General features: G+C 59.8%; 18 protein-coding genes. 7 read left to right on the plus strand and 11 right to left on the minus strand.

The genetic code is table 11. The features are described from left to right. Positions 1–30: 30 nt before the first annotated feature. The 6 genes from RAE21_RS04025 (at position 31) to RAE21_RS04050 (ending at position 7,199) form a co-directional block, all read left to right on the plus strand. Positions 31–984, plus strand: a complete 954-nt coding sequence (locus tag RAE21_RS04025; RefSeq protein WP_313880256.1) for a histone deacetylase family protein — start codon at positions 31–33, stop codon at positions 982–984. 68 nt (positions 985–1,052) lie between these two features. After that, the gene (locus RAE21_RS04030) at positions 1,053–2,324 is read left to right on the plus strand and encodes a mechanosensitive ion channel family protein (RefSeq protein WP_313880257.1); all 1,272 of its coding nucleotides are present in this window, start codon (positions 1,053–1,055) and stop codon (positions 2,322–2,324) included. Between the two features lie 222 nt (positions 2,325–2,546). Continuing rightward, positions 2,547–3,296, plus strand: coding sequence for an electron transfer flavoprotein subunit beta/FixA family protein (locus RAE21_RS04035; RefSeq protein ID WP_313873432.1), 750 nt, complete (start codon positions 2,547–2,549; stop codon positions 3,294–3,296). Positions 3,297–3,298: 2 nt separating this feature from the next. Then, positions 3,299–4,231: an electron transfer flavoprotein subunit alpha/FixB family protein gene (locus tag RAE21_RS04040; protein WP_313880258.1), complete on the plus strand. Its 933-nt coding sequence runs from the start codon at positions 3,299–3,301 to the stop codon at positions 4,229–4,231. 98 nt (positions 4,232–4,329) lie between these two features. Continuing rightward, positions 4,330–6,120 (plus strand): acyl-CoA dehydrogenase, encoded by a 1,791-nt coding sequence (locus tag RAE21_RS04045; protein WP_313880259.1) that lies wholly within the window; start codon positions 4,330–4,332, stop codon positions 6,118–6,120. A gap of 113 nt (positions 6,121–6,233) precedes the next feature. Next, a complete protein-coding gene (locus RAE21_RS04050; protein WP_313880260.1) occupies positions 6,234–7,199 on the plus strand; it encodes an NAD(P)H-dependent flavin oxidoreductase in 966 nt (321 codons plus the stop codon). Between the two features lie 99 nt (positions 7,200–7,298). On the opposite strand, the gene RAE21_RS04055 is transcribed toward RAE21_RS04050, so the two are convergent. From RAE21_RS04055 to RAE21_RS04090, 8 genes are all read right to left on the minus strand, one after another. Then, the gene (locus RAE21_RS04055; RefSeq protein WP_313880261.1) at positions 7,299–9,680 is read right to left on the minus strand and encodes a DUF1631 family protein; all 2,382 of its coding nucleotides are present in this window, start codon (positions 9,678–9,680) and stop codon (positions 7,299–7,301) included. Positions 9,681–9,868: 188 nt separating this feature from the next. Continuing rightward, entirely contained in the window at positions 9,869–10,519 is a 651-nt protein-coding gene (locus RAE21_RS04060; protein ID WP_313880262.1) for a glutathione S-transferase, read from the minus strand. A 20-nt stretch (positions 10,520–10,539) separates the two neighbouring features. Next, positions 10,540–11,487 (minus strand): oxygen-dependent tRNA uridine(34) hydroxylase TrhO, encoded by a 948-nt coding sequence (gene trhO / locus RAE21_RS04065; RefSeq protein ID WP_313880263.1) that lies wholly within the window; start codon positions 11,485–11,487, stop codon positions 10,540–10,542. Between the two features lie 153 nt (positions 11,488–11,640). Then, positions 11,641–12,771: a molecular chaperone DnaJ gene (gene dnaJ, locus RAE21_RS04070; protein WP_313880264.1), complete on the minus strand. Its 1,131-nt coding sequence runs from the start codon at positions 12,769–12,771 to the stop codon at positions 11,641–11,643. Between the two features lie 91 nt (positions 12,772–12,862). Next, positions 12,863–14,809 (minus strand): molecular chaperone DnaK, encoded by a 1,947-nt coding sequence (gene dnaK, locus RAE21_RS04075; RefSeq protein ID WP_313880265.1) that lies wholly within the window; start codon positions 14,807–14,809, stop codon positions 12,863–12,865. Positions 14,810–14,932: 123 nt separating this feature from the next. Next, positions 14,933–15,496 carry a nucleotide exchange factor GrpE gene (gene grpE / locus RAE21_RS04080; protein ID WP_313880266.1) on the minus strand — a complete coding sequence of 188 codons (564 nt, stop codon included), beginning with the start codon at positions 15,494–15,496 and terminating at the stop codon, positions 14,933–14,935. Between the two features lie 120 nt (positions 15,497–15,616). Continuing rightward, positions 15,617–15,970 carry an FKBP-type peptidyl-prolyl cis-trans isomerase gene (locus RAE21_RS04085; RefSeq protein ID WP_416221313.1) on the minus strand — a complete coding sequence of 118 codons (354 nt, stop codon included), beginning with the start codon at positions 15,968–15,970 and terminating at the stop codon, positions 15,617–15,619. 151 nt (positions 15,971–16,121) lie between these two features. Next, positions 16,122–16,433: a winged helix-turn-helix transcriptional regulator gene (locus RAE21_RS04090; RefSeq protein ID WP_313873421.1), complete on the minus strand. Its 312-nt coding sequence runs from the start codon at positions 16,431–16,433 to the stop codon at positions 16,122–16,124. A 223-nt stretch (positions 16,434–16,656) separates the two neighbouring features. Between RAE21_RS04090 and RAE21_RS04095 the strand changes: the two genes are divergently transcribed. Further along, complete coding sequence (locus RAE21_RS04095; RefSeq protein ID WP_313880268.1) at positions 16,657–16,938, plus strand: late competence development ComFB family protein; 282 nt, start codon at positions 16,657–16,659, stop codon at positions 16,936–16,938. Positions 16,939–16,969: 31 nt separating this feature from the next. On the opposite strand, the gene RAE21_RS04100 is transcribed toward RAE21_RS04095, so the two are convergent. From RAE21_RS04100 to dnaG, 3 genes are all read right to left on the minus strand, one after another. Continuing rightward, positions 16,970–17,812, minus strand: a complete 843-nt coding sequence (locus RAE21_RS04100) for a shikimate dehydrogenase (RefSeq protein ID WP_313880269.1) — start codon at positions 17,810–17,812, stop codon at positions 16,970–16,972. 122 nt (positions 17,813–17,934) lie between these two features. Further along, a complete protein-coding gene (rpoD, locus tag RAE21_RS04105) occupies positions 17,935–20,247 on the minus strand; it encodes an RNA polymerase sigma factor RpoD (RefSeq protein WP_313880270.1) in 2,313 nt (770 codons plus the stop codon). Between the two features lie 333 nt (positions 20,248–20,580). Next, on the minus strand, positions 20,581–22,608 hold the full coding sequence (dnaG, locus tag RAE21_RS04110) for a DNA primase (protein WP_313880271.1): 2,028 nt from the start codon (positions 22,606–22,608) through the stop codon (positions 20,581–20,583). Between the last annotated feature and the right edge of the window lie 74 nt (positions 22,609–22,682).

A 22,682-nucleotide genomic window follows, 5' to 3' on the forward strand; every position in this document is an offset into this window, starting at 1 on the left:
ACCCGAAAATACAAAGAGACGAGAACGCAGGTGAAGAAGACCGGATACTTTACCCACCCAGATTGCCACTTGCATGAGATGGGTGCAGGGCACCCGGAATGCCCCGAAAGGCTGAGTGCCATCCATGAGCAGTTGCTGCACTCCGGACTGGCCCGCACCCTGGATGCGCGGGAGGCGCCGCAAGCCCAACTCAGCGACCTGACCCTGGCACACACCCCGCGTTACATTGCCCGGCTTCAAGCTTTGGCAGACGGTCTGCGCAGCAAACCGGCAGGCGCTGGTGCGACGCACGCCTGGCTGGACCCCGACACTTCCCTCAATGCGCACACATGGAATGCCGCGCTGCGTGCGGCCGGGGCCGCGTTGGCGGCTACGGATGCGGTGATGGCCGGTGACATGGACAACGCTTTTTGCGCAGTGCGCCCGCCCGGACACCATGCCGGCAAAAATGAAGGCATGGGCTTTTGTTTTTTCAATAGCGTGGCACTGGCGGCCCGACATGCGCTGGAGCGGCATGGTTTGCGCAGGGTGGCGATTGTGGATTTCGATGTGCACCACGGAAACGGCACTGAAGACATCATCGACGGGGACCAACGCATCCTCATGCTGGGCTTTTACCAGCACCCTTTTTACCCCGAGGGCGGAGCCCGCTCCAGCGCCAGTAACTTGCTCAATCTGCCGGTTCCGGCCCATACCCGGGGTGGCGTGGTCCGGGAATTGGTGATGCAGCATTGGTTGCCTAGGCTGCATGCCTACCGGCCGGAGATGGTGTTTATCAGCGCCGGCTTTGATGCGCACCGCGACGATGAACTCGGGCAGTTGGGCTTGCTGGAAGACGACTACCACTGGTTGACCGGAAAAATTCGTTCCGTGGCGGACCAATATGCGCAGGGCCGGATCGTTTCCTGCCTCGAGGGGGGCTACGACCTGGGCGCTTTGGCCCGCAGCGTCGAGGCCCATCTGCGGGCACTTTCTGACGCGTAACGATTCTTTTGTATCCTCCACAGCCCTGCCCGATGAGGGCCGCGGTATTTTTTTGGATGGACGACTTTATGAAACAGACCCCAGCGCCCCAGCCTATTGATGACTTTGCCGGCTGGCTCCAGGCATTCACCCAGCCTACAGTGCTTCTGGAGCTGGCCGCCTTGGGCCTCAGTGTGGCCTTTGCGTGGGGCTTGGTGGCTGCATTGCGCCGGGCCTTGGGGGATGACAGCGGCAAATCGATCTGGTTTGGCAAAAAGGTGGTGGACGGCGTATTCTTTCCGCTGGCGCTGCTCGTGCTGGGTTACGCCATGCTGGAGCTGCTGAGTCATTTTGTGAACATTGCGGTGTTCCGCTTGGTGATTCCGGTGCTGATGTCTTTGGTGGTGATCCGCGTGGGAGTCAAAGTGTTGCAGGCGACTTTTGCCGAGGCGCGCTGGATCAAGCCCTTGGAGCAGACCATCTCCTGGGTGGCATGGATGGCCATGGTGTTGTGGGTGAGCGGCTTGTTGCCGGTCATCTTGAATGAGCTGGACCAGATTACCTGGAAAGTCGGTGGCACCACGCTATCGGTCCGCAACATCTTGGAAGGCATGGTCACGGCGGGTGGCGTGCTGATCATTACGCTGTGGATCTCTGCCGGCATTGAGTCGCGCTTGTTGCGCTCGGCAACTGGAGGCGAGTTGTCTCTGCGCAAAGCGGCCAGCAACGCCGTGCGTGCTTTGTTGATGTTTGTCGGCTTGATGATGGCCTTGTCGGCGGTGGGCATTGATTTGACGGCCCTGTCGGTGTTGGGCGGTGCGGTGGGCGTGGGTATTGGCTTGGGTTTGCAGAAACTGGCGGCCAATTACGTCTCGGGGTTTGTGATCCTCACCGAGCGCAGCATGCGGATTGGCGATGTGGTCCGGGTGGATGGCTTTGAGGGGCTGATCACCCAGATCAATGCCCGCTACACCGTGGTACGGAGTTTGTCCGGGCGCGAGTCGATTGTTCCCAACGAGATGTTGATCACCCAACGGGTTGAAAACCTGTCGCTGGCGGATCCCCGGGTCAACCAAACCTTGACGGTGTCTGTGGGCTACGAGAGCGATGTCGATCAGGTCATGCAACTCTTGACGAATGCCGCCCTCACACAGCCCCGTGTGTTGCATGAGCCCGGCCCGGCGGCGCAGTTGGCGAACTTCGGGGCGGACGGGCTCGAGTTCACGCTCACCTATTGGATTAATGACATTGAGAATGGCCAGGGCAATCTCCGGTCGGAGATCAACTTAGCGATCCTCAAAGCTTTGCGCGATAACGGGATCGATATTCCGTACCCCCAGCGGGTGGTCCATAGCCGCTAGGCGGCCATTTCTGATACACCCCCCTAAAAGAGGGGGCATCGAGCGGGTACACCCCAGTTCAGCCCCGCTATAATTCCAAAAAAGCACGATCGTTCTATTTTGTGATAACCTGTCTGGAATCCTTGAGAAAATTCTTGGGGAGCTTGGCACGGCATAGAATCAGATGATTGACGTGCACGTCAACTAAAACGACCAAATTTCTAACTATCTGGAGTCGCAGCAATGAAAGTCCTGGTACCCGTCAAACGTGTGGTGGACTACAACGTGAAGGTTCGCGTCAAGTCGGACAACACGGGTGTAGACATCGCCAACGTCAAGATGAGCATGAACCCCTTTGACGAGATCGCCGTGGAAGAAGCCGTGCGCCTCAAGGAAAAGGGCGTGGTCACTGAAGTGATCGCGGTGTCCTGCGGCGTGGCCCAGTGCCAGGAAACCCTGCGTACTGCCATGGCCATTGGTGCCGACCGCGGCATTCTGGTGGAAACGTCTGAGGAGCTGCAACCCTTGGCTGTGGCCAAGTTGCTCAAGGCGCTAGTCGACAAAGAGCAGCCCGGCCTCGTGATTCTGGGCAAGCAAGCCATTGACGATGATTGCAACCAAACCGGCCAAATGCTGGCAGCCTTGGCGGACTTGCCTCAAGCGACGTTTGCTTCCAAGGTGGAAGTGGTGGACGGCAAAGCCCACGTGACCCGTGAGGTGGACGGCGGCCTGGAAACTCTGGCGGTCACCCTGCCGGCCATCATCACCACCGACTTGCGCCTGAACGAGCCCCGCTACGTCACCTTGCCCAACATCATGAAGGCCAAGAAGAAGCAGCTCGACACTTTCAAGCCTGAAGACCTCGGCGTGAATGTGGCTCCCCGCATCAAGACCCTGAGCGTGGCTGAACCTGCCAAGCGCAGCGCCGGTATCAAGGTGCCCGATGTGGCGACCCTGGTGGACAAACTGAAGAACGTTGCAAAGGTAATCTGATCATGACCGCTCTTGTTATCGCCGAACACGACAACGCATCCATCAAGGGTGCCACCCTGAACACCGTGACTGCTGCCGCCCAAGCGGGTGGCGATGTGCACGTATTGGTGGCCGGCAGCAATGCGGGTGCCGCCGCTGCCGCTGCTGCGCAAATCGCCGGTGTGTCCAAAGTGATCCATGCCGACAGCGCTGCTTTCGAGCATGGCTTGGCTGAAAACGTAGCAGCCCAAGTGTTGGCTATCGCCGGTGCCTATAGCCACATCGTTTTCCCCGCGACTGCCTCCGGCAAGAACATCGCCCCCCGTGTGGCGGCCAAGCTGGACGTGGGCCAAGTGTCTGACATCACCAAAGTGGTGAGCGCTGACACCTTCGAGCGCCCCATTTATGCCGGCAATGCCATCGCTACCGTGCAAGCCACGGACGCCGTGAAAGTGCTGACCGTGCGCACCACCGGTTTCGATCCTGCAGCGGCTACGGGCGGCAGTGCAGCCGTAGAGACCGTGACAGCCGCAGCCACTAGCGCTGCCGTGACTTTTGTGGGGTCCGAGATTGCTAAAAACGACCGCCCTGAACTGACAGCTGCCAAGATCATCGTTTCCGGCGGACGCGCTCTGGGTTCTTCCGAGAAGTTCTCCGAAGTCATGACCCCGCTGGCCGACAAGCTCGGCGCTGCATTGGGTGCATCCCGTGCTGCGGTGGACGCGGGTTACGCGCCCAATGACTGGCAAGTGGGCCAGACCGGCAAGATCGTGGCACCCCAGCTGTATGTCGCTTGCGGCATCAGCGGCGCCATCCAGCACTTGGCCGGCATGAAGGATTCCAAGGTCATCGTGGCCATCAACAAGGATCCGGAAGCCCCCATTTTCAGCGTGGCAGATTTCGGCTTGGAGGCCGACCTCTTCGCCGCTGTGCCGGAACTGATCGCGGCACTCTGATGCCGGTCTGAAAAAGGGGCATCGCTTGCGGTGCCCTTTTTTTTGGTCTTGCCTGTTACCTACCTTGTCTGTAACCCCACAATAACTGGAGACTCACCATGAGTTACGTCGCCCCCCTCAAGGACATGCTGTTCAATATTCAGCACCTGGCCAACATCGAACAGATCGCCCAACTGCCCGGCTTTGAAGACGCCGGCCTCGATACGGCCCAAGCGGTGCTGGAAGAGTCCGCCAAGTTCACCGAAGGCGTTCTGGCCCCCCTCAACTGGGAAGGCGACAAAAACCCCTCCAGCCTAAAAGACGGCGTGGTTACTGCCACTCCCGGTTTCAAAGAAGCGTTCAAGCAGTTCACCGATGGTGGCTGGCAAGGTCTGCAGCACCCCACCGATTTCGGCGGCCAAGGTCTGCCCAAGACGATCGGCGCGGCCTGCGGCGAAATGGTCAACAGTGCGAACATGAGCTTTGCCCTGTGCCCCTTGCTGTCGGACGGTGCCATTGAGGCCCTGCTGACCGCCGGCTCTGACGAACTCAGGGCCACCTACCTGGAGAACCTGGTGAGCGGCAAATGGACCGGCACCATGAACCTGACCGAGCCCCAGGCAGGCTCCGACCTGGCCTTGGTGCGCAGCCGCGCTGAGCCCCAGGCGGACGGCACTTACAAGGTGTTCGGTACCAAGATTTACATCACTTGGGGTGAGCACGATATGGCCGAGAACATCGTCCATTTGGTACTGGCCCGCGTGAGCGGCGCGCCTGAAGGTGTGAAGGGCATCAGTTTGTTTGTGGTGCCGAAATTTATGGTGAACAAAGACGGTTCTCTGGGCGCCCGCAACGATGTGCATTGCGTGTCCATCGAGCACAAGATGGGCATCAAGGCCAGCCCGACAGCGGTGCTGCAGTACGGTGACAAGGGCGGTGCGATTGGCTACCTCGTGGGCCAGGAAAACCGTGGCCTCGAGTACATGTTCATCATGATGAACGCGGCCCGCTATGGCGTGGGTGTGCAGGGCATTGCGATTGCCGAGCGCGCGTACCAAAAGGCGGTGCAGTTCTCCAAAGACCGTGTGCAAAGCCGCCCTGTGGATGGCTCCATGCCCGGCAGCGCCCCCATCATTCATCACCCCGATGTGCGCCGCATGTTGATGACGATGCGCGCTTACACCGAAGGTTGCCGTGCGTTGGCCAGCGTAGCTGCCAGCGCCTACGACGCAGCGCACCACCACACAGACAGTGAGGCCCGCAAGCAGAACCAGGCCTTCTACGAGTTCATGGTGCCGCTGGTCAAAGGCTACAGCACCGAAATGAGTCTGGAAGTCACTTCGCTGGGCGTGCAGGTGCACGGCGGCATGGGTTTCATCGAAGAAACCGGCGCGGCCCAGTACTACCGCGATGCCAAGATCCTCACCATTTACGAGGGCACCACCGCCATCCAGGCCAATGACCTCGTGGGGCGCAAGACTGCCCGCGATGGTGGCCAGATTGCCAAAGGCATCGCCGGCCAGGTGGAAGCGACCGAAGCGGATTTGCTGGCCAGTGGCTCGGCGCATGCGTTGGCGGTTGCCAAGCGCCTGAAGGCAGCGCGTTTGGCGTTCATCGACGTGGTCGAATTCGTGGCTGGTAACACCAAGGCCAGCCCCAATGCCGTGTTCGCCGGCAGCGTGCCGTACCTCATGCTTGCAGGTAACTTGATGGCCGGCTGGCAACTGGCCCGCTCGCTGCTGGTCGCCGAAAAGGCGATTGCTGCTGGTGACGATGTAGCGTTTATGCAGGCCAAGATCACTACCGCACGCTTTTATGCCGACCACTTGTTGAGCAAGGCCGGTGGCCTGCGCGACAGCATTGTGGAAGGTGCCGACAGCGTCACCGCCTTGCCGCTCGACGCATTCTGATGGGCTTGCCGGCGATGCTGGTGACGTTGATGCTATAGATTTGGTAGCTGCTCGCGCATATGCAGCGGGCGCTATCGGTCGATTTCTTCCATAAAAGTACCCGAGGAGACCCCATGTCCAAACTGCCTGCGCCCCTGGATACGCTGCCATTTCCGGTGATCGGCTCGCCGCTGTTCATCATCAGCAACCCGAAGCTGGTGATTGCCCAGTGCATTGCGGGTGTGGTGGGTTCTATGCCGGCGCTTAATGCCCGCCCGGCCGAGCTGCTGGAGGACTGGCTGAAGGAGATCACCGAGGCTTTGGCGGCTCACAACGCGGCGCACCCCGACAAGCCTGCCGCGCCTTTTGCGATCAACCAGATCGTGCACAAAAGCAATGACCGCTTGGAGCACGACATGGCGTTGTGCGTGAAGTACAAGGTGCCCATCATCATCACCTCTCTGGGCGCGCGCGAAGACATCAATGCTGCCGCTCACTCGTATGGCGGTGTGGTGTTGCACGACATCATCAACAACAAGCACGCCCACAAAGCCATTGAAAAAGGCGCGGACGGCCTGATCGCTGTGGCTGCAGGTGCCGGCGGCCACGCGGGCGTGAAAAGTCCGTTTGCCTTGGTGCAGGAAATCCGCCAGTGGTTCGATGGCCCATTGGCTTTGTCTGGCTCCATTGCTACGGGTGCCTCGGTGCTGGCGGCACAGGCCATGGGTGCAGACTTCGCTTACATCGGCTCGGCCTTTATTGCGACCGAAGAAGCCCGCGCCGCGCAAGAATACAAACAGGCCATCGTAGACAACAACTCGGACGAGATTGTTTACAGCAACCTTTTCACCGGTGTGCACGGCAACTACCTGGCGCCCAGCATCCGCGCGTCCGGCTTGGATCCGGCTAACCTGCCGGAGAGCGACCCGAGCAAGATGAACTTTGGCGGCGCGTCTGCCAAAGCCTGGAAAGACATCTGGGGCTGCGGACAGGGCATTGGTGCTGTCGACAAGATTCAGCCCGCCGGCGAGTTTGTGGCCCAGCTCAAGCGGGAATACGCCGCTGCTAAGGCCGAACTACTGGCGCGCAATTACGCCTGATTTTTTAAGCATTTAGGCTGCTAGCGCCCGCGCTCTCTGCGCAAGGCGCTATTTTTTTGATAGTAAAGGCGGTGGGGCGTTACCAATACCCCGTACAGCTCAGGCGTGCAGGCGCAGCTCGGGTGCGTTGTCAGCCATCAGGCGGTTCAAGGCGCGTTCCACGATAGGTGCCTGATCCAGCATTTGCAGCTCGTGGCGGCGCAGCATGGCGGCAACCTCCCGCTCAGAGAGCACGAAGGCGTCAAAGCCCTCGCGGTTGGTGAATAAAAAGCGGGTGCGCATTGGGCTGACCCAGCTCAGGCGGCAGCGGAAGGGTGGTGTCTCCGGTGACACCTTTTCAAACCAGACACCGCGGGTCAGCAACTGCGCACTGGCATCAAAGTCATCCATCTGCCCAGCATCTTGCTCGGCCAGTTTGCCGGCCCGACGCTCGTCTAGTGCCTGCATCGCCTCATCGGCGGCATGTGCCTCGAGGGCAGCACCTTGGGTGTCGAGCGGGGGCGCGGCCTTCATCCGTATCGCCAGCATATGGGTGGCAATCAGCCGGCGGGTGAAGTTCGCCCTGTCTTCGCCGTCCCAGCCAATGCTGTCGAGCTCGGCATTGAGTGTGCGAACCAGCTCGGGCAGCACGCCGACCAATTCTTGGCGCTCTTCTGGCTTTGTCTTGGGCTGTGTGCTCCAGATGAGCTGATCCATCGTGCCCAGTGTGCGGTTCCAATGGCCTGCATGGGTGTCTTCGGTCATCCAGGCCAACGCAATCACCTGCCGCCATTGGGTGGTGAGGAAGGGTTTGAGAAACGGAGCCAGCGGCAGGTGCTCGGGCAACGCGCTGATGCGCGCGTGCACAGCCTCGTCGGCCTGTGCCAGCGCGGCCGCCAACTGCTCCTCGTCGTTCTCCCGGGAGGCAAATGGCTCGATGTGTTGGTCAGCCTGCCGCTCGGACTCAAACAAGAATTCGGTAAAGTCGGCCAGGAGCGCCGCAAACAGCGTGAGGTCGTCATTGAACTCGTGCAACACCCGCTGGACGGTGGATTCGATCCGTTGGTACAGGGGGTCTTGTTCGCCTTTGTCTGGCGTCCAAGCGACCGAGGCGGATGCCAGGGTGTCCACCAGTTTGCGGGCAGGATGCTCCGCACTCAAGAAGAAATCGCGGTCCACCATGGCTGCGCGCAAAACAGGAATTTGCAATCGCCCGATGACCACCTTCAGCTCGGCCGGGATCGCGCCATCGGTGAACACGTAGTCGAACACTTCGGCCAGTGCGTTGACCGTGCCGCGGTCCAGGTCTTGGGCCTGTTGGAACGCCGGCTGATCCCCCAATCTGCGCAACACATTGTGCGGGGACCCGGCAGTTTCCATGGCGTCGTCAGACTCCAGGAACTGGTAGCGGGAGCCGCGTCCGGTGCCGGCTTGCATCGCACTCAGGTACTGCAACAAGGCGGGGTCCGCGGGAATGGACAGGCTGTTGTGCGCTCCCGGAGTACCGCCGGAGTCGGCATCCGAGAGTTCAAAGCCACCGGCCTGCTCGACAGAGGGGCGTCCGACACCCAAGCGACGCAAGAAGTGACGGGCCTGTTGCACCCACTCCTGACGCGCAGGCCCCCACTGGGACCACACAGAGGGGGCCGCCTCGGGTGCCGCCGGTGGCGTGTCCCGGTGAGTGAGGCTGCTGCTTTCGTTAGTTGCGGCAAGTGGTGCGCCGGCGCTGCGCGGACCCAGGTCGGCGGCGCCGGTCAGCGGCGCAAACTGCGACGATCCATTGGGGGATTTCCGGATGCGATGCACGGTGGTGGCATGCACTCCCGCCTGCGTGAGCGTGGCAATCAGCTCGATGTACAGCGGGCCCAAATCCACAAAGTGCGCAGGCTCCAGCGCATCCACCAGGTGCTCCGTGACCTGTGGGTCAAGTTCGCCTTTTTCCCAACCCAGCATGAAACCTTTGAGCAACACGAGCGGGCGGAAGGGGTTTTGCGACAACGACGCAGTTTCGTCCCCCATCAAGGCGGCCAGTTGGGTCGACAAGGTGGTCAGTAAAGGCTCGAAATGCAGATTGAACCGTTGAGCCACCCGGTCCAGCAACAAGATGCGGTGCACCTCATCCAGGTCAATCAGGCTGAACGACATGCCTTCGAGGGTGTCTGCTGCGGGCTTTAACGGGGCGGACAGCTGGGTCATGGCGGGCCACACGGCAGCTACTTCTTCCTGCAGTGCCAACTGGAGTTGGTGTCGGTAAGACTTCAAGAATCGCTCTGGCTGCCGGTCCAGCAAGACCGAGGCGGCCCGCAGGTTCTGCCCTTGTATCACCGGTAGCTTTCCATCTGCGAGGTCCAGCAGATGGCCGCGCAGGTGCTTCAGGTTGGCGGTATCGCGCTCTTCGAAAAACCCTAAGGTTCTTCCCACCATGGCACGCACCAGGCGCTGAGCCCTGGCCCGTGATTCAGGCGTGCTGTTGCCGGCAGTTAATGACTGAAAAGCGCTCATGAGCCAACGGTGGCACGGGGCTGGCAGTTTGCCCGCATGCACTTTTATAAGGTTGTAACCAAGGCGGAATGATCGCACGGACGGGCGACTTGTTGCAGGGGGTAAAGGGCACTTTGCCCCTCTGAACGCTTGGGATCAGCGGGTTTCTGGTAAGGAGTTGTAACCCCGTGCCATCAGGCGGAAAACGCTCAGACGTCGGGGTAAAAAACCGCAGTGTCCCCCGGCTGCCAGGGCGGGAAAACGGCCATGCAAACCTTGAAGAAATCCGACCCCTCAAAAGACGTCAGCCAGTGCACTAGGGCCTGCCAGTCTTGCGCTGCGAACCAGGTGGGGTCTGTGTGGGCAAACTGCCGGACAAACGGTGCAATCGCCGCATCAGCCCAACCCCAGGCAGGCCCCTGCAAGAAGGGTTGAGCTTGCAAGCGGTGGTCAAGCGCTCTCAGAAAGGTGGCCCCCTCTGCGCGGTTGGCTTGCCCGTCAGCCAGGTGGTAGCGGTTGGGGTATTTGTAGCGATCAAGATGCGGTTTGAACTCCTCATCACACCGGTGAACCAGCGCCTTTGCTTCTGATTCCGCGCTACCGGAGGTGGGCAGCCAGCCCATGGGGTCGTGCTGTTGCAGCGCCCATTGCATGATGTCCAGGCTTTGCTCGATCACAAGGCCATCCGGCAGCACCAAAACCGGAACAGTCCCTTTGGGCGATGCCTCCAACAGGGCTACCGGCTTGCAGCGCAGCACGACTTCCCGCAATTGCACCCGCATCCCACTGGCCCCAATCGCCATGCGGGCGCGCATGGCATAGGGGCACCGGCGGAAGGAGTACAGGATAGGCAGGCTCATGGCGCAAAAAGCAGGGTTCTTCAGAGGTGTTCGGGCTTGGGCAGGGTGGCCCCTATGTGCACCTGCTGGCGCTGTTTGGCCAGCTCCCATTGGCGCTGGCGTTCGCGAGCGCTGGCTTTTTGGGTATCGCTGGTGTGTGCGTGGCAGCGGGGGCAGCTCACGCCCGCTTCAAAGAGCGGCGACTCGGTGGCGCCTGCCTCCAAAGGGTGACGGCAGGCACGGCACAGCCCGTGATTCCCCGGCTTCAGGCCATGGCCCACGGAGACGCGCTCATCAAAGACAAAGCATTCGCCTTGCCACAGGCTTTCTTCGGGGGGGACCGTTTCGAGGTACTTGAGAATGCCGCCTTCGAGGTGGTAGACCTCATCAAAGCCTTGCTCACGCATATAAGCCGTCGACTTTTCGCACCGGATGCCACCGGTACAGAACATGGCGACTTTGGGCTTTTTCCCCGATCCTGCCAACACTGGGGCTTGCGCGACCCATGCGGGCAACTCGGCAAAACTTTTGATGCGCGGGTCGATGGCACCGGCGAAGGTGCCGATTTCCACTTCGTAGTCGTTGCGGGTATCGACAACCACCACATCAGGGTCGGAAATCAGGGCGTTCCAGTCTTGCGGTTTGACGTAGGTTCCCGCCATTTTGGTGGGGCTGATGCCCGGCACTTGCATGGTCACGATCTCTTTTTTCAGGCGCACCTTCATGCGATAGAAGGGGGCTTTTTCCGAGAAAGATTCTTTGTGCTGCAAGTCCGCCAGCAAAGGGTCCGCACGCAAATAGGCCAGTACCGCATGCACATCATCCGGCAAGCCGGCAATCGTGCTGTTGATGCCTTCTTCGGCCAGCAAGATCATGCCTTTGACCCGGCGACTTTCGCAAAATGCCAGCAGAGGGGCCTTACGCTCGGCGTAGTCGGGCAGTTCAACAAACTTGTAAAAAGCAGCGGTCAGATATACAGGATTCGACATCCCCCGATTGTGCCTGCTCAGCCGCGGTTGTCGGCGGTTTGGCAGGATACGGCGGTGCCGGCATGGCACCAACATGCGTAAAAAAGCCGCCGGATCGCGGGGCAATCGTGGCGGCTTGGTCGGGCTGGTGGCAGCCCCTTAGGGCGTGGCCGATCAGCTAAAGAAGCTCTTCAAGCGATCTGTCCAACTGTCGCCAGTCGGCGAATGTTTGCTGCCGCCTTTTTTGAACGACTCATCCAGCTCCTTGAGCAGCTTGCGCTGGTGCTCGGTGAGCTTGACCGGTGTTTCCACCGTGATGTGGCAATACAAGTCGCCGGGGTAGCTGGAGCGCACGCCCTTGATGCCCTTGCCGCGCAGGCGGAATTGCTTGCCGGTCTGGGTACCTTCGGGAATGTCGATCGCCGCTTTGCCAGCCAGCGTAGGAACATCAATCTCGCCACCCAGTGCCGCAGTGATGAAGCTGATGGGTACCGAGCAATGGATGTCATCGCCATCACGCTCAAAGATGTCGTGCTTCTTGAGGCGGATTTCGATGTACAGGTCGCCGGGTGGGCCGCCATTGGTGCCGGGCTCGCCGTTACCTGCGCTGCGAATGCGCATGCCGCCGTCGATCCCCGCCGGGATTTTGACTTCCAGGGTTTTCTGGCGCTTGATCTTGCCTTGGCCGCTGCAGGCATTGCAGGGGTCGGGGATGACCTTGCCATTGCCGCGGCAGGTGGGGCAGGTCTGCTGGACGCTGAAGAAGCCCTGGCGCATCTGCACCGTACCCGCTCCATTACAGGTGCCGCAGGTTTTGACTTGGGTGCCGGGTTTGGCGCCGCTGCCTTTGCAGGTGTCGCAGTTGTCCCAGCTGGGGATGCGGATCTGCGCGTCTTTGCCGCGTGCCGCTTCTTCCAGGGTGACTTCCATGGCGTAGCTCAAATCGCTGCCGCGGTAGACCTGACGTCCACCCCGTGCACCGCCGCGCTGCTGGCCGAACATGTCGCCAAAGATATCGCCGAAGGCTTCGGCAAAGCCGCCATAGCCCTCGCCACCGCCGCCACCCCGGTTGGGGTCCACGCCGGCGTGACCGTACTGGTCATAGGCCGCACGCTTCTGGGCATCGGAAAGCATCTCGTAGGCTTCTTTGCCTTCTTTGAACTTTTCTTCTGCCGCTTTGGCGGCATCACCCTGATTGCGGTCAGGGTGGTGCTTCATCGCCAATTTGCGATAGGCCTTTTTGATCTCTTCTTCCGTAGCGGTCTTGCTGACGCCCAGAACTTCGTAATAGTCGCGTTTGGCCATGTGTCTCTTTTGCCTGTAAACAACAGAAAAGCCGCGTTGAACCCCAAGTGGCGTTCAACGCGGCATCTTTGTGCTGCGCTAGTGTGCCAGCTTAGCCTTTTTTGACTTCTTTGACTTCAGCGTCCACGATGTTGTCATCGTCCGCTGGCTTGGTGCCCTGTGCGCTTTGCTCTGCACCAGCAGGCTGCTCGCCGCCTTCAGCGGCTTGCTTGGCTTGCATGTCAGCGTACATCTTCTCACCCAGCTTCTGGCTGGCAGCCATCAGTGCTTCGCTCTTGGCCTTGATCGCGTCTTTGTCGTCAGACTTCAGGCTGTCTTCCACGTCCTTGATGGCCGCTTCGATCTTTTCCTTCTCGCCAGCGTCCAGCTTATCGCCGTACTCGGTGAGGCTCTTCTTGACGCTGTGGGCGTTAGCTTCAGCTTCGTTGCGGGCCTGCACCAGTTCCAGCTTCTTCTTGTCGTCAGCGGCGTTCAGCTCGGCGTCTTTCACCATTTGCTGGATTTCGTCTTCCGACAAGCCGGAGTTGGCCTTGATGGTGATCTTGTTTTCCTTGCCGGTGCCCTTGTCTTTTGCGCCCACATGCAAGATGCCGTTGGCGTCAATGTCAAAAGACACTTCGATCTGGGGTGTGCCGCGCGCTGCGGGTGGGATGCCTTCGAGGTTGAATTCGCCCAGCATCTTGTTTACGGCTGCGATTTCGCGTTCACCTTGGAACACCTTGATGGTCACGGCAGGCTGGTTGTCTTCTGCGGTCGAGAAGGTCTGCGCGAACTTGGTTGGGATGGTGGTGTTCTTGGTGATCATCTTGGTCATGACGCCACCCAGGGTTTCAATACCCAGGGACAAGGGGGTCACGTCCAACAGCAACACGTCTTTGCGGTCGCCCGACAACACTTGACCTTGAATCGCTGCGCCCACGGCCACGGCTTCGTCAGGGTTCACGTCCTTGCGTGGCTCCTTGCCGAACAATTCCTTGACCTTCTCTTGCACCTTGGGCATGCGGGTCATACCGCCAACCAGAATCACGTCATGGATGTCGGAGGCCGACACGCCGGCATCTTTCAGGGCGGTGCGGATAGGCGCAATGGTGCGCTCAATCAACTCATCCACCAGCGACTCCAGCTTGGCGCGGGTCAACTTGATGTTCAAGTGCTTGGGGCCGGACGCATCTGCGGTGATGTAAGGCAGGTTGATGTCGGTTTGCGAGCTGCTGGAGAGTTCGATCTTGGCCTTTTCAGCAGCTTCCTTCAAGCGTTGCAGCGCCAGCACGTCCTTGGACAGGTCGACGCCTTGTTCTTTCTTGAACTCGGTGATGATGAAATCTATTACGCGTTGGTCGAAGTCTTCACCGCCCAAGAAAGTGTCGCCGTTGGTGGACAACACTTCGAATTGCTTTTCGCCGTCGACGTCAGCGATTTCGATGATGGACACATCAAAGGTGCCGCCACCCAAGTCGTACACGGCAATCTTGCGGTCGCCCTTTTCGTTCTTGTCCATACCGAATGCCAGAGCAGCCGCGGTCGGTTCGTTGATGATGCGCTTGACATCCAGACCGGCAATGCGGCCAGCGTCTTTGGTGGCTTGGCGCTGTGCGTCGTTGAAGTAGGCGGGCACGGTGATCACGGCCTCGGTTACTTCTTCGCCGAGGTAGTCTTCGGCGGTCTTCTTCATCTTGCGCAGAATGTCGGCGCTGACCTGCTGCGGAGCCATGCGGTTACCACGCACTTCCACCCAAGCGTCGCCGTTGTCGGCAGCAGCAATGGTGTAGGGCATCAGGTCGATGTCTTTCTGGACTTCTTTTTCAGTGAACTTGCGGCCGATCAGGCGCTTCACCGCGTACAGCGTGTTCTTGGGGTTGGTCACCGATTGGCGCTTGGCGGATGCGCCCACCAACACTTCGCCATCTTCCTGGTACGCAATGATGGACGGGGTAGTGCGCGCGCCTTCTGCGTTTTCGATCACTTTGGGCGTGTTGCCTTCCATCACAGCAACGCAGCTGTTGGTGGTTCCCAAGTCAATGCCAATGATTCTTCCCATGGTGTACTCCTAAAACTCTAAAAATTCAGATGTGGATAAGGTGTGGGCTACTCAAAACGTTTCAAGTGCCCAACCGCTCAAAAAATACGATTAATCCGTTCGGCTGGTTGTGCGCTGTCGCACTTACTTGGGGGCTGACACGGTGACCAAGGCCGGGCGCAGCACGCGATCAGCAATGGAGTAGCCCTTTTGCAGCACATTGACCACGGTGTTGGCTTCCTGCTCGGAAGGCACCACGCTGATGGCTTGGTGATGGTGCGGATCGAATTTGGTGCCGGCAGCCGGTGCGATGGCGATGACCTTGTTGCGCTCCAGTGCAGCTGTCAATTGGCGCAGGGTGGCTTGGGCGCCTTCGCGGATTTGTTCGGGGGTGGCGTCTTTGATCACCAGACCGGCTTCCAGGCTGTCTGCCACGGGCAACATGCTCTCGGCAAAGCTTTCTACGGCGAACTTGCGCGCTTTGGAGACGTCGTCCTCCGCGCGGCGGCGGGCGTTTTCGGCTTCGGCTTTGGCGCGCAAGAACTGGTCAGCCAATTCACTGCTTTTGGCTTTCAGCGTGGCAAGCTCTGCTTGGGCTTGGGCCAAGGCGTCGCCCTCGTTCGCAGCTGCCGCTGCGAGAATTTCTTCGGGGCTTTGTGCCGCGTCAGCGGCCGGGTTGGGGCTGGATGGGCTTGGGGTATCAGACATGCTGTTCTATCCGGTTGAATGCGATTGCGCCTTACATGGCGACGCATAACCTTGTTTCAAGAGGGAGTTTCCGGATGCCGTGCGGTCATCCGGAAGTTGTGTCACGCAGAGGCTGCGGAATTAGCCGCGCACACCCAGCAATTCCACGTCGAACTTCAGGGTCGCATTGGGGGGGATCACGCCACCCGCACCGCGGGAGCCGTAGCCCAGCGCTGCAGGGATGATCAGGGTGCGGGCACCGCCGACCTTCATGCCGGCCACACCTTCGTCCCAACCGCGGATCACCATGCCGGCACCCAGATGGAACACAAACGGATCGTTGCGGTCTTTGCTGGAGTCGAACTTGGCGCCTTGCACGCCATCGTTGTAGAGCCAGCCTGTGTAATGCACGGTGACGCTTTGGCCTTTTTTGGCTTCGTCGCCGGTGCCTTCAATCGTGTCTTCAAACTGGAGTCCGCTGGCGGTAGTAGGCATATTCAAATCCTTTTGCTATAAAAACAGGAGCGGGTCGCGCAAACGCACTGGGTGTTGGCGGCCGGAAAAACCATAAATTATGCCCCACCCAAAAAAAAGACAGGCCAAGGCCTGTCTGCAGGGTTCAAGCCGATAAACGGCCGGCAGCGATTTACTTCGCCTTTTTTGCCTGAGCGGTAGACCACTTCACGGCAAACGCCTGCAAGTCACCCAAGCGCTTGAGCAAATCTGCACCTGCGGATGTCACTACATAGCCGTCGGTACCGTGGGTCAGGAGGCCGGCTTCGCGCAATTCTTTGATCCGGGTATTCAGGGTGTTGGGGGTAATTCCACCGACGCTGTCTTGCAGCAAGCGGAAGGTTTGTGCGTGGCCGTCGCGAAGGGCCCACAAAACGCGTATCGCATAACGGGATTCCAAGAGTTCCAACAATTGGCCCACTGCGACCGTTTCTTTTGCACTCATTACCTTGCCCTTTTTATGTATCTTGATGGTGGGCCGGCCATGCGGCCGGATTCCTAAAACGAGCGGAAACTATAGCGCAGTTTTCTGCTTGCTACAAGTTTCATAGCTGTTGGCGCAGGTAAACAGGGCGCCAGACTTACAAACGCATACCTATGTGTCCGGCTTGCCACTGCGTGCCCGCGATGCTAAGGTGCGGTGATTCATGATCCGGAGGTTTTTTCACATGGCTTTCAACTTTGAGCTGGTCCACAACTACTACGAGCGCCTGGTTTTTGAGGAGGTCGTCCGCCGGGCTGCCGAGTTTCCGGCTTTCAACAACGATATGTTGGGCGATGTGGCGTGTGTCGCGCTGAACCGCTTGCCGGCGCGCTATGTCCGCCACGACGTGGATTTGATGTTTTATTTGACGGAACAAGAGCGCCAGGCGATTGACTTGTCTCTTGAAGAGGCCTTGCTGTTTGCGTTCCGTTTCGTGGGCGAACGTAGCGCCAAGGCAGGCGGCTAAAAGCCGCCCTTCGTTCGGACGCCTGCAACCTTCAGAAGGTCGCTTTGATCTTTTGCAGCAGTTCCGGATTGATGGAGGGCATGGTTCCAAACCATGCCTCAAACGCCGGGCGGGCCTGATGCAGCAGCATGCCGAGCCCATTGACGGTGGGGTTCCCCCGTGCCGCCGCGGCGGTCAGCAAGGGCGTTTCCATCGGGACATACACAATGTCCGACACCAGTGCTGTGACGGGGAGTGCGTCCAGCCGCAGGTCGAGTGCCGGCTGGCCGTGCATGCCTTGGTTGGTGGTGTTGACCAGTAGCGCACAGCCCTCCAGGCAGGGGTGCCTTTCTGACCAGGCGACTGCCTTGACCTTGTCACCGAATTCACCGGCCATCTCGATGGCTTTGCCATCGCTGCGGTTGGTGAGTCGTATTTCCGGTACTCCTGCATCCAGCAGGCCCACCACAACGGCGCGCGCCGCACCGCCTGCCCCGACCACGCAAACCGGCCCGTTAGCAGGTATCCACTGGCTGCCCGCTTCGTAAAGACTCTGGATAAAGCCGAAGGCATCGGTGTTGCGACCGCTTAAGGTGCCATCGGCATTCACCACAATCGTGTTCACCGCACCGATACGCTGACCGAGTGCATCCACATGGTCCACGATGGACATCGCATCGACTTTGTGAGGAATGGTCAGATTGCAGCCGGCAATTCCGAGAACGGGCAGGGCGCGCAACGCTTGCTCCAGGCGTACTGGCTGCACCGGCAGCAACACATAGGCGCCGCGCAGGCCATGTTCGGCAATCCAGTGGTTGTGGATGACCGGGGAGCGCGAGTGCGCGACGGGCCAGCCCATCACGCCGGCGAGTTGGTAAGGAGTGTCGTGAGCCATACGAATGACAAAGCGATCTTTTCGATCGGTTGGTGGGAATGGGTGTTATCAAAAAAATAGCGCCCTGCGCACATTGCATGTGGGCTGGGGCGCTAAATGGCTTGAAGTGAAGCCGGCGGGCTTTACAGCGTGTCGGTGAAGCTGCGCAGTTTGTCCGAGCGGCTGGGGTGCTTGAGCTTGCGCAGGGCCTTGGCTTCGATCTGGCGGATGCGCTCGCGGGTCACGTCGAACTGCTTGCCCACTTCTTCCAGGGTGTGGTCGGATGTCATTTCGATACCGAAACGCATACGCAGCACCTTGGCTTCGCGCGGGGTGAGGCTGTCGAGGATGTCCTTGACCACATCGCGCAGACCGGCTTGCATCGCCGCTTCCATCGGGGCAGTGTTGGCGCCGTCTTCGATGAAGTCGCCCAAGTGGCTGTCGTCGTCGTCGCCGATCGGTGTTTCCATGGAGATCGGCTCTTTCGCGATCTTCATGATCTTGCGGATCTTGTCTTCCGGGATCTCCATCTTCTCAGCCAAGACAGACGCATCAGGCTCAAAACCAAACTCTTGCAAGTGTTGGCGGCTGATACGGTTCATCTTGTTGATGGTTTCGATCATGTGCACCGGGATACGGATGGTGCGGGCCTGGTCCGCGATCGAGCGGGTAATCGCCTGACGGATCCACCAGGTGGCGTAGGTCGAGAACTTGTAGCCGCGGCGGTATTCAAACTTGTCCACCGCTTTCATCAAACCGATGTTGCCTTCCTGGATCAGGTCCAGGAACTGCAGGCCGCGGTTGGTGTACTTCTTGGCGATCGAAATCACCAGGCGCAAGTTGGCCTCGATCATTTCTTTCTTGGCGGCGCGGGAGGCGTACTCGCCGGCATTCATGCGCTTGTTGATGTCTTTGAGTTGCTCCAAAGGCACCACCACCTGTGCTTGCAGGTCGATCAGCTTTTGCTGCAAATCCTGCACCGGCGGAATGTTGCGGCCCATGACAGCGGCCCAGCTCTTGCCGGAGGCGGCTTGCTTTTCAATCCACTTCAGGTTCAGCAGGTTAGAGACCGCCTTGTTGCCGGCCTTGTCGCGACCGCTGAATTCCGCGATGAATTGTTCTTGCGGGTAGCCGCACTTGTCCACGATGATGCGGCGCAGTTCGCGTTCCTTCTTGCGCACGTCATCCACCTGGGCGCGCACCATGTCGCACAGCTTTTCAATCGCCTTGGCGGTGAAGCGGATGGTCATCAGCTCGTCGCTGAGGGCCTTCTGTGCTTTCACATACGCGGGAGTGCCGTAGCCTTCCTTGTCGTAGACCTTGTGCACCTTCTCGAACAGCTCGCGCATTTTGTCGAAGCGCTCGAGTGCTTGCTTCTTGAGTTCTTCCAGCTTCTTGGTCAGCGCCTTGGAGCCGCCTTTGCCGTCGTCATCGTCGGCTTCGTCGAATTCGTCGAAGTCTTCTTCGGCCACATAGTCGTCGGCCTCGTTGGGGTTGGAAAAGCCGTCCACGATGGTGGTGATGACGACTTTGCCTTCGCGGATATCTTCACCCAGGCGCAGAATTTCGGCGATGGTGGCGGGCGATGCAGAGATCGCCTCCATCATGTCCATCAAGCCGCCTTCGATGCGCTTGGCAATTTCGATTTCGCCTTCACGGGTCAGCAACTCGACCGTGCCCATTTCGCGCATGTACATGCGGACCGGGTCGGTGGTGCGGCCGAATTCCGAGTCCACGGTGGACAAAGCAGCTTCGGCTTCTTCTTCTGCTTCTTCAACGGTGGCCGCAGTGGACACGTTGTTGTTCAGCAGCAGGGTTTCCGCGTCAGGGGTTTGCTCGTAAACCGCTACGCCCATGTCGTTCAACATGGAGATCACGACTTCCAGCGTTTCCGCGTCGACCAGCTTGTCGGGCAAGTGGTCGGAAATTTCGCCGTGGGTCAGGTAGCCGCGGGTCTTGCCCAGGGTGATCAGGGCCTTGAGGCGCGCGCGGCGCTTGGCCATGTCTTCTTCGGACAGGACAGTTTCGTCGAGGCCGAACTCTTTCATCAAGGCGCGTTCTTTCGCCTTGCTGATCTTCATGCGCAGGGGCTTGACCTTTTCACCGGTAGCCGTCGTGGTGGCCGCGGCTTCGGGCTCGCCAACCAAGTCCGCTTCAATATCCGACATGTCCATGTCATCACCGCTGGACTCGGCAGCTGCAGCCTTGGGCTTGCGACCGCGCTTGGCGCCGGTGGTGGCTTTGGCGGGAGCAGCAGATTCGTCAGCTGCGGCCTTGGCGGGGCGACCCGCTTTCTTTTTCGCAGGAGCTTCAGCAGCGGCCAAAAGCGCGTCAGCGGCTTCTTTCAACAGGGTGGCTTTGGATTTGGGTGCGGACACGGAGGGTGCTTTCTTTTCGGTTTTGGCGACGGCCTTGCTGGCAGGCTGAACAGGCTTGGCGGATTTTGAAGCGGGCATGCAGAAACCTCGGGACAACAAAAAACTAACAAACGACAGAACAGATGCCGGCTACGCTGCGCTCAAAACGCCATGTAGTGGCTAGGCAGGGAATCAGATTCCCCATTGGCAAGATGGGAGGGCGATCATTTGGAATGCAGTCCTTGCGGTAAGGTGGCCTGTTGTGATGAACTATTCACGGTGGCCTGACCCGGAGGTGCTGCTGTCGCTCTTGCCGAACTGATCGGACATTATAGTTGCTATTGACAAGCCCAAGAGTTGTCGGATGAACTTAGCCTGAAAACAGCAGGGGGTTGCGCAGGCCGGCGTGCCACCGCGGTCCGGGGGCAGGCTTCAGGCGTCAATGGAGCTGGCCGCCAGCAGTTTGCCCAGTTCTTTTTTGCGGTCCATCAGCACCCGCAGTTCGGCCAGGTTGGCAGAGTCGGTCGCCAGCACGCGCATCTGCGCGTCGATACGGTCCAGCAGCATCCGGTTGAGCAAATCGCGCAACTCGGGGCCGGATTCACGCAATGGCTCGCTCGCCAGCACCGGGCCGGCGGTCAGTCGCTGCACCAAGTCCTCTGCCGGGTGGCCCACAATTTCTTCTTTCAAGGTGCCCCGGGAGACCGGGCCGTGCTCATGCAACTGGCTTTCCAGCCAGGTAAACAGCTCGCCGTGGGGGGCAGGCAGTTCGCACAGCAAGCCGTGGTCTTCGCTGGAAAGGATGTCCCAGAGCTCACTGTGGTTGAGCAAAATGCGGGCGGCAAGGTCCGGACGGCTATCGAGTTTGGCCAGCGGGCCGCTGGGGCGAGCCTCACGGTTGCCGAACTTGCCGCCTTTGCCCGGCCATTTACCCTCCCATTTGCCGTCGCCTTTGCCGCGCGGCGTCCAGCCCTCTTTCTTCCATTCGGTCTTCTTTTTCCACTCTTCTTGCGGCAACCACGGCTCCGAGAATCCGGCAGGCTCGTCGTCATCAAAGTAAGGAATGTCGCCCATGCCATCGTCGAAGCTCGGCGCAGAGGCCGGCGCCGACTCGCGCTTGCGGCGCGGTGCTTCGGCAGCCGGTTTGGTGCCGGCGCCTGACCACAGGCTGCCGAGTTCCGCTGAGGGGAGCTGCACCAGCTGGGCGATTTCGCTCAGCAGTTGCAGCTTGAGCGCACCGTCAGGCAACTGGCTCCACAAGGGCTTGGCTTGGCTGGACATGCGGGCCCGACCCTCGGCGGAGCTGAGGTCGCAGCCGTCTTGCGCCGCTTCGATCAAAAAACGACTGAGTGGTGTGGCCTTGCTGACGTAATCGGCAAAGGCGTCTTTGCCATAGGCGCGGATAAAGCTGTCGGGGTCGTGCTCAGCGGGCAGGAACAAAAACTTGATGCTGCGTACGTCGGTGGCAAAGGGCAGGGCGCCATCCAGCGCCTTGCGGGCGGCGCGGCGGCCGGCGGCATCGCCATCAAAGCTGAAGACCACCGCATCGGTAAAGCGGAACAGCTTTTGCACATGCTCGTTGGTGCAGGCCGTGCCCAGCGTGGCTACCGCGTTGGGGAAGCCCAACTGGGCCAGCGCCACCACGTCCATATAGCCCTCGGTGACCAGCGCATAGCCATGCTCACGCAGGGAGCTGCGGGCTTCAAACAGGCCATAGAGCTCACGCCCCTTGCTGAATACCGGGGTTTCCGGCGAGTTGAGGTATTTGGGCTTTTCATCGCCCAGCACCCGCCCGCCAAAGCCGATGCACTCGCCCTTGATATTGCGAATCGGAAACATCACCCGGTCGCGGAACCGGTCGTAGCGCTTTTCTTCGCCCCCGTTTTCGGCCTCGTGCAGGATGACCAAGCCGCTCTCGACGAGCAAAGGGTCGTCGTACTGCGGGAAGATGCTGGCGAGACTCCGCCAACCCTCCGGGGCATAGCCCAGGCCGAATTGCTTGGCAATCTCGCCCGACAGACCGCGGCCTTTGAAATACTGAATGGCGCGTTGCGACTCCTTGAGTCCGCGCTTGTAAGCCTCGCCGGCTTTTTCCAGCACGCTGGTGAGGGTGTTTTGCTTCTCGCGCTGGGCTTGGGCGCGCGCTTTGTCCTGGGGGCTGCCTTCCTCCTCGGGGATGACCATGCCATATTGGCCGGCGAGGTCTTTGACGGCCTCGATGAATGTCATGCCGGCGTGGTCCATCAAGAAGCTGATGGCATTGCCGTTTTTGCCGCAGCCGAAGCAGTGGTAGAACTGTTTGGCGGGGCTCACCGAGAACGAGGGCGACTTTTCCCCGTGAAACGGGCACAAGCCCATGAAGTTGGCGCCACCCTTTTTGAGCTGCACATAGCGGCCCACGATCTCCACCACATCTGTGCGCGCGATGAGTTCCTGGATGAAGCTTTGGGGGATGGCCATGGGTCGATTGTAGGCAGCCTGCACCGATCGCCGGAGCAGCCCGGCTGTGCTAGCGCAAGGTATTTGCTATCAAA

This window comes from Rhodoferax potami (assembly GCF_032193765.1).
Classification (GTDB): Bacteria; Pseudomonadota; Gammaproteobacteria; order Burkholderiales; family Burkholderiaceae_C; genus Allorhodoferax; species Allorhodoferax potami.

Coding starts and splice junctions, on each gene's coding strand:
- RAE21_RS04030 (WP_313880257.1), top strand. CDS start 1,053: ATGAAACAGACCCCAGCGCCCCAGCCTATTGATGACTTTGCCGGCTGG.
- RAE21_RS04035 (WP_313873432.1), top strand. CDS start 2,547: ATGAAAGTCCTGGTACCCGTCAAACGTGTGGTGGACTACAACGTGAAG.
- RAE21_RS04040 (WP_313880258.1), top strand. CDS start 3,299: ATGACCGCTCTTGTTATCGCCGAACACGACAACGCATCCATCAAGGGT.
- RAE21_RS04045 (WP_313880259.1), top strand. CDS start 4,330: ATGAGTTACGTCGCCCCCCTCAAGGACATGCTGTTCAATATTCAGCAC.
- RAE21_RS04050 (WP_313880260.1), top strand. CDS start 6,234: ATGTCCAAACTGCCTGCGCCCCTGGATACGCTGCCATTTCCGGTGATC.
- RAE21_RS04055 (WP_313880261.1), bottom strand. CDS start 9,680: ATGAGCGCTTTTCAGTCATTAACTGCCGGCAACAGCACGCCTGAATCA.
- RAE21_RS04060 (WP_313880262.1), bottom strand. CDS start 10,519: ATGAGCCTGCCTATCCTGTACTCCTTCCGCCGGTGCCCCTATGCCATG.
- trhO (WP_313880263.1), bottom strand. CDS start 11,487: ATGTCGAATCCTGTATATCTGACCGCTGCTTTTTACAAGTTTGTTGAA.
- dnaJ (WP_313880264.1), bottom strand. CDS start 12,771: ATGGCCAAACGCGACTATTACGAAGTTCTGGGCGTCAGCAAGACCGCT.
- dnaK (WP_313880265.1), bottom strand. CDS start 14,809: ATGGGAAGAATCATTGGCATTGACTTGGGAACCACCAACAGCTGCGTT.
- grpE (WP_313880266.1), bottom strand. CDS start 15,496: ATGTCTGATACCCCAAGCCCATCCAGCCCCAACCCGGCCGCTGACGCG.
- RAE21_RS04085 (WP_416221313.1), bottom strand. CDS start 15,970: ATGCCTACTACCGCCAGCGGACTCCAGTTTGAAGACACGATTGAAGGC.
- RAE21_RS04090 (WP_313873421.1), bottom strand. CDS start 16,433: ATGAGTGCAAAAGAAACGGTCGCAGTGGGCCAATTGTTGGAACTCTTG.
- RAE21_RS04095 (WP_313880268.1), top strand. CDS start 16,657: ATGGCTTTCAACTTTGAGCTGGTCCACAACTACTACGAGCGCCTGGTT.
- RAE21_RS04100 (WP_313880269.1), bottom strand. CDS start 17,812: ATGGCTCACGACACTCCTTACCAACTCGCCGGCGTGATGGGCTGGCCC.
- rpoD (WP_313880270.1), bottom strand. CDS start 20,247: ATGCCCGCTTCAAAATCCGCCAAGCCTGTTCAGCCTGCCAGCAAGGCC.
- dnaG (WP_313880271.1), bottom strand. CDS start 22,608: ATGGCCATCCCCCAAAGCTTCATCCAGGAACTCATCGCGCGCACAGAT.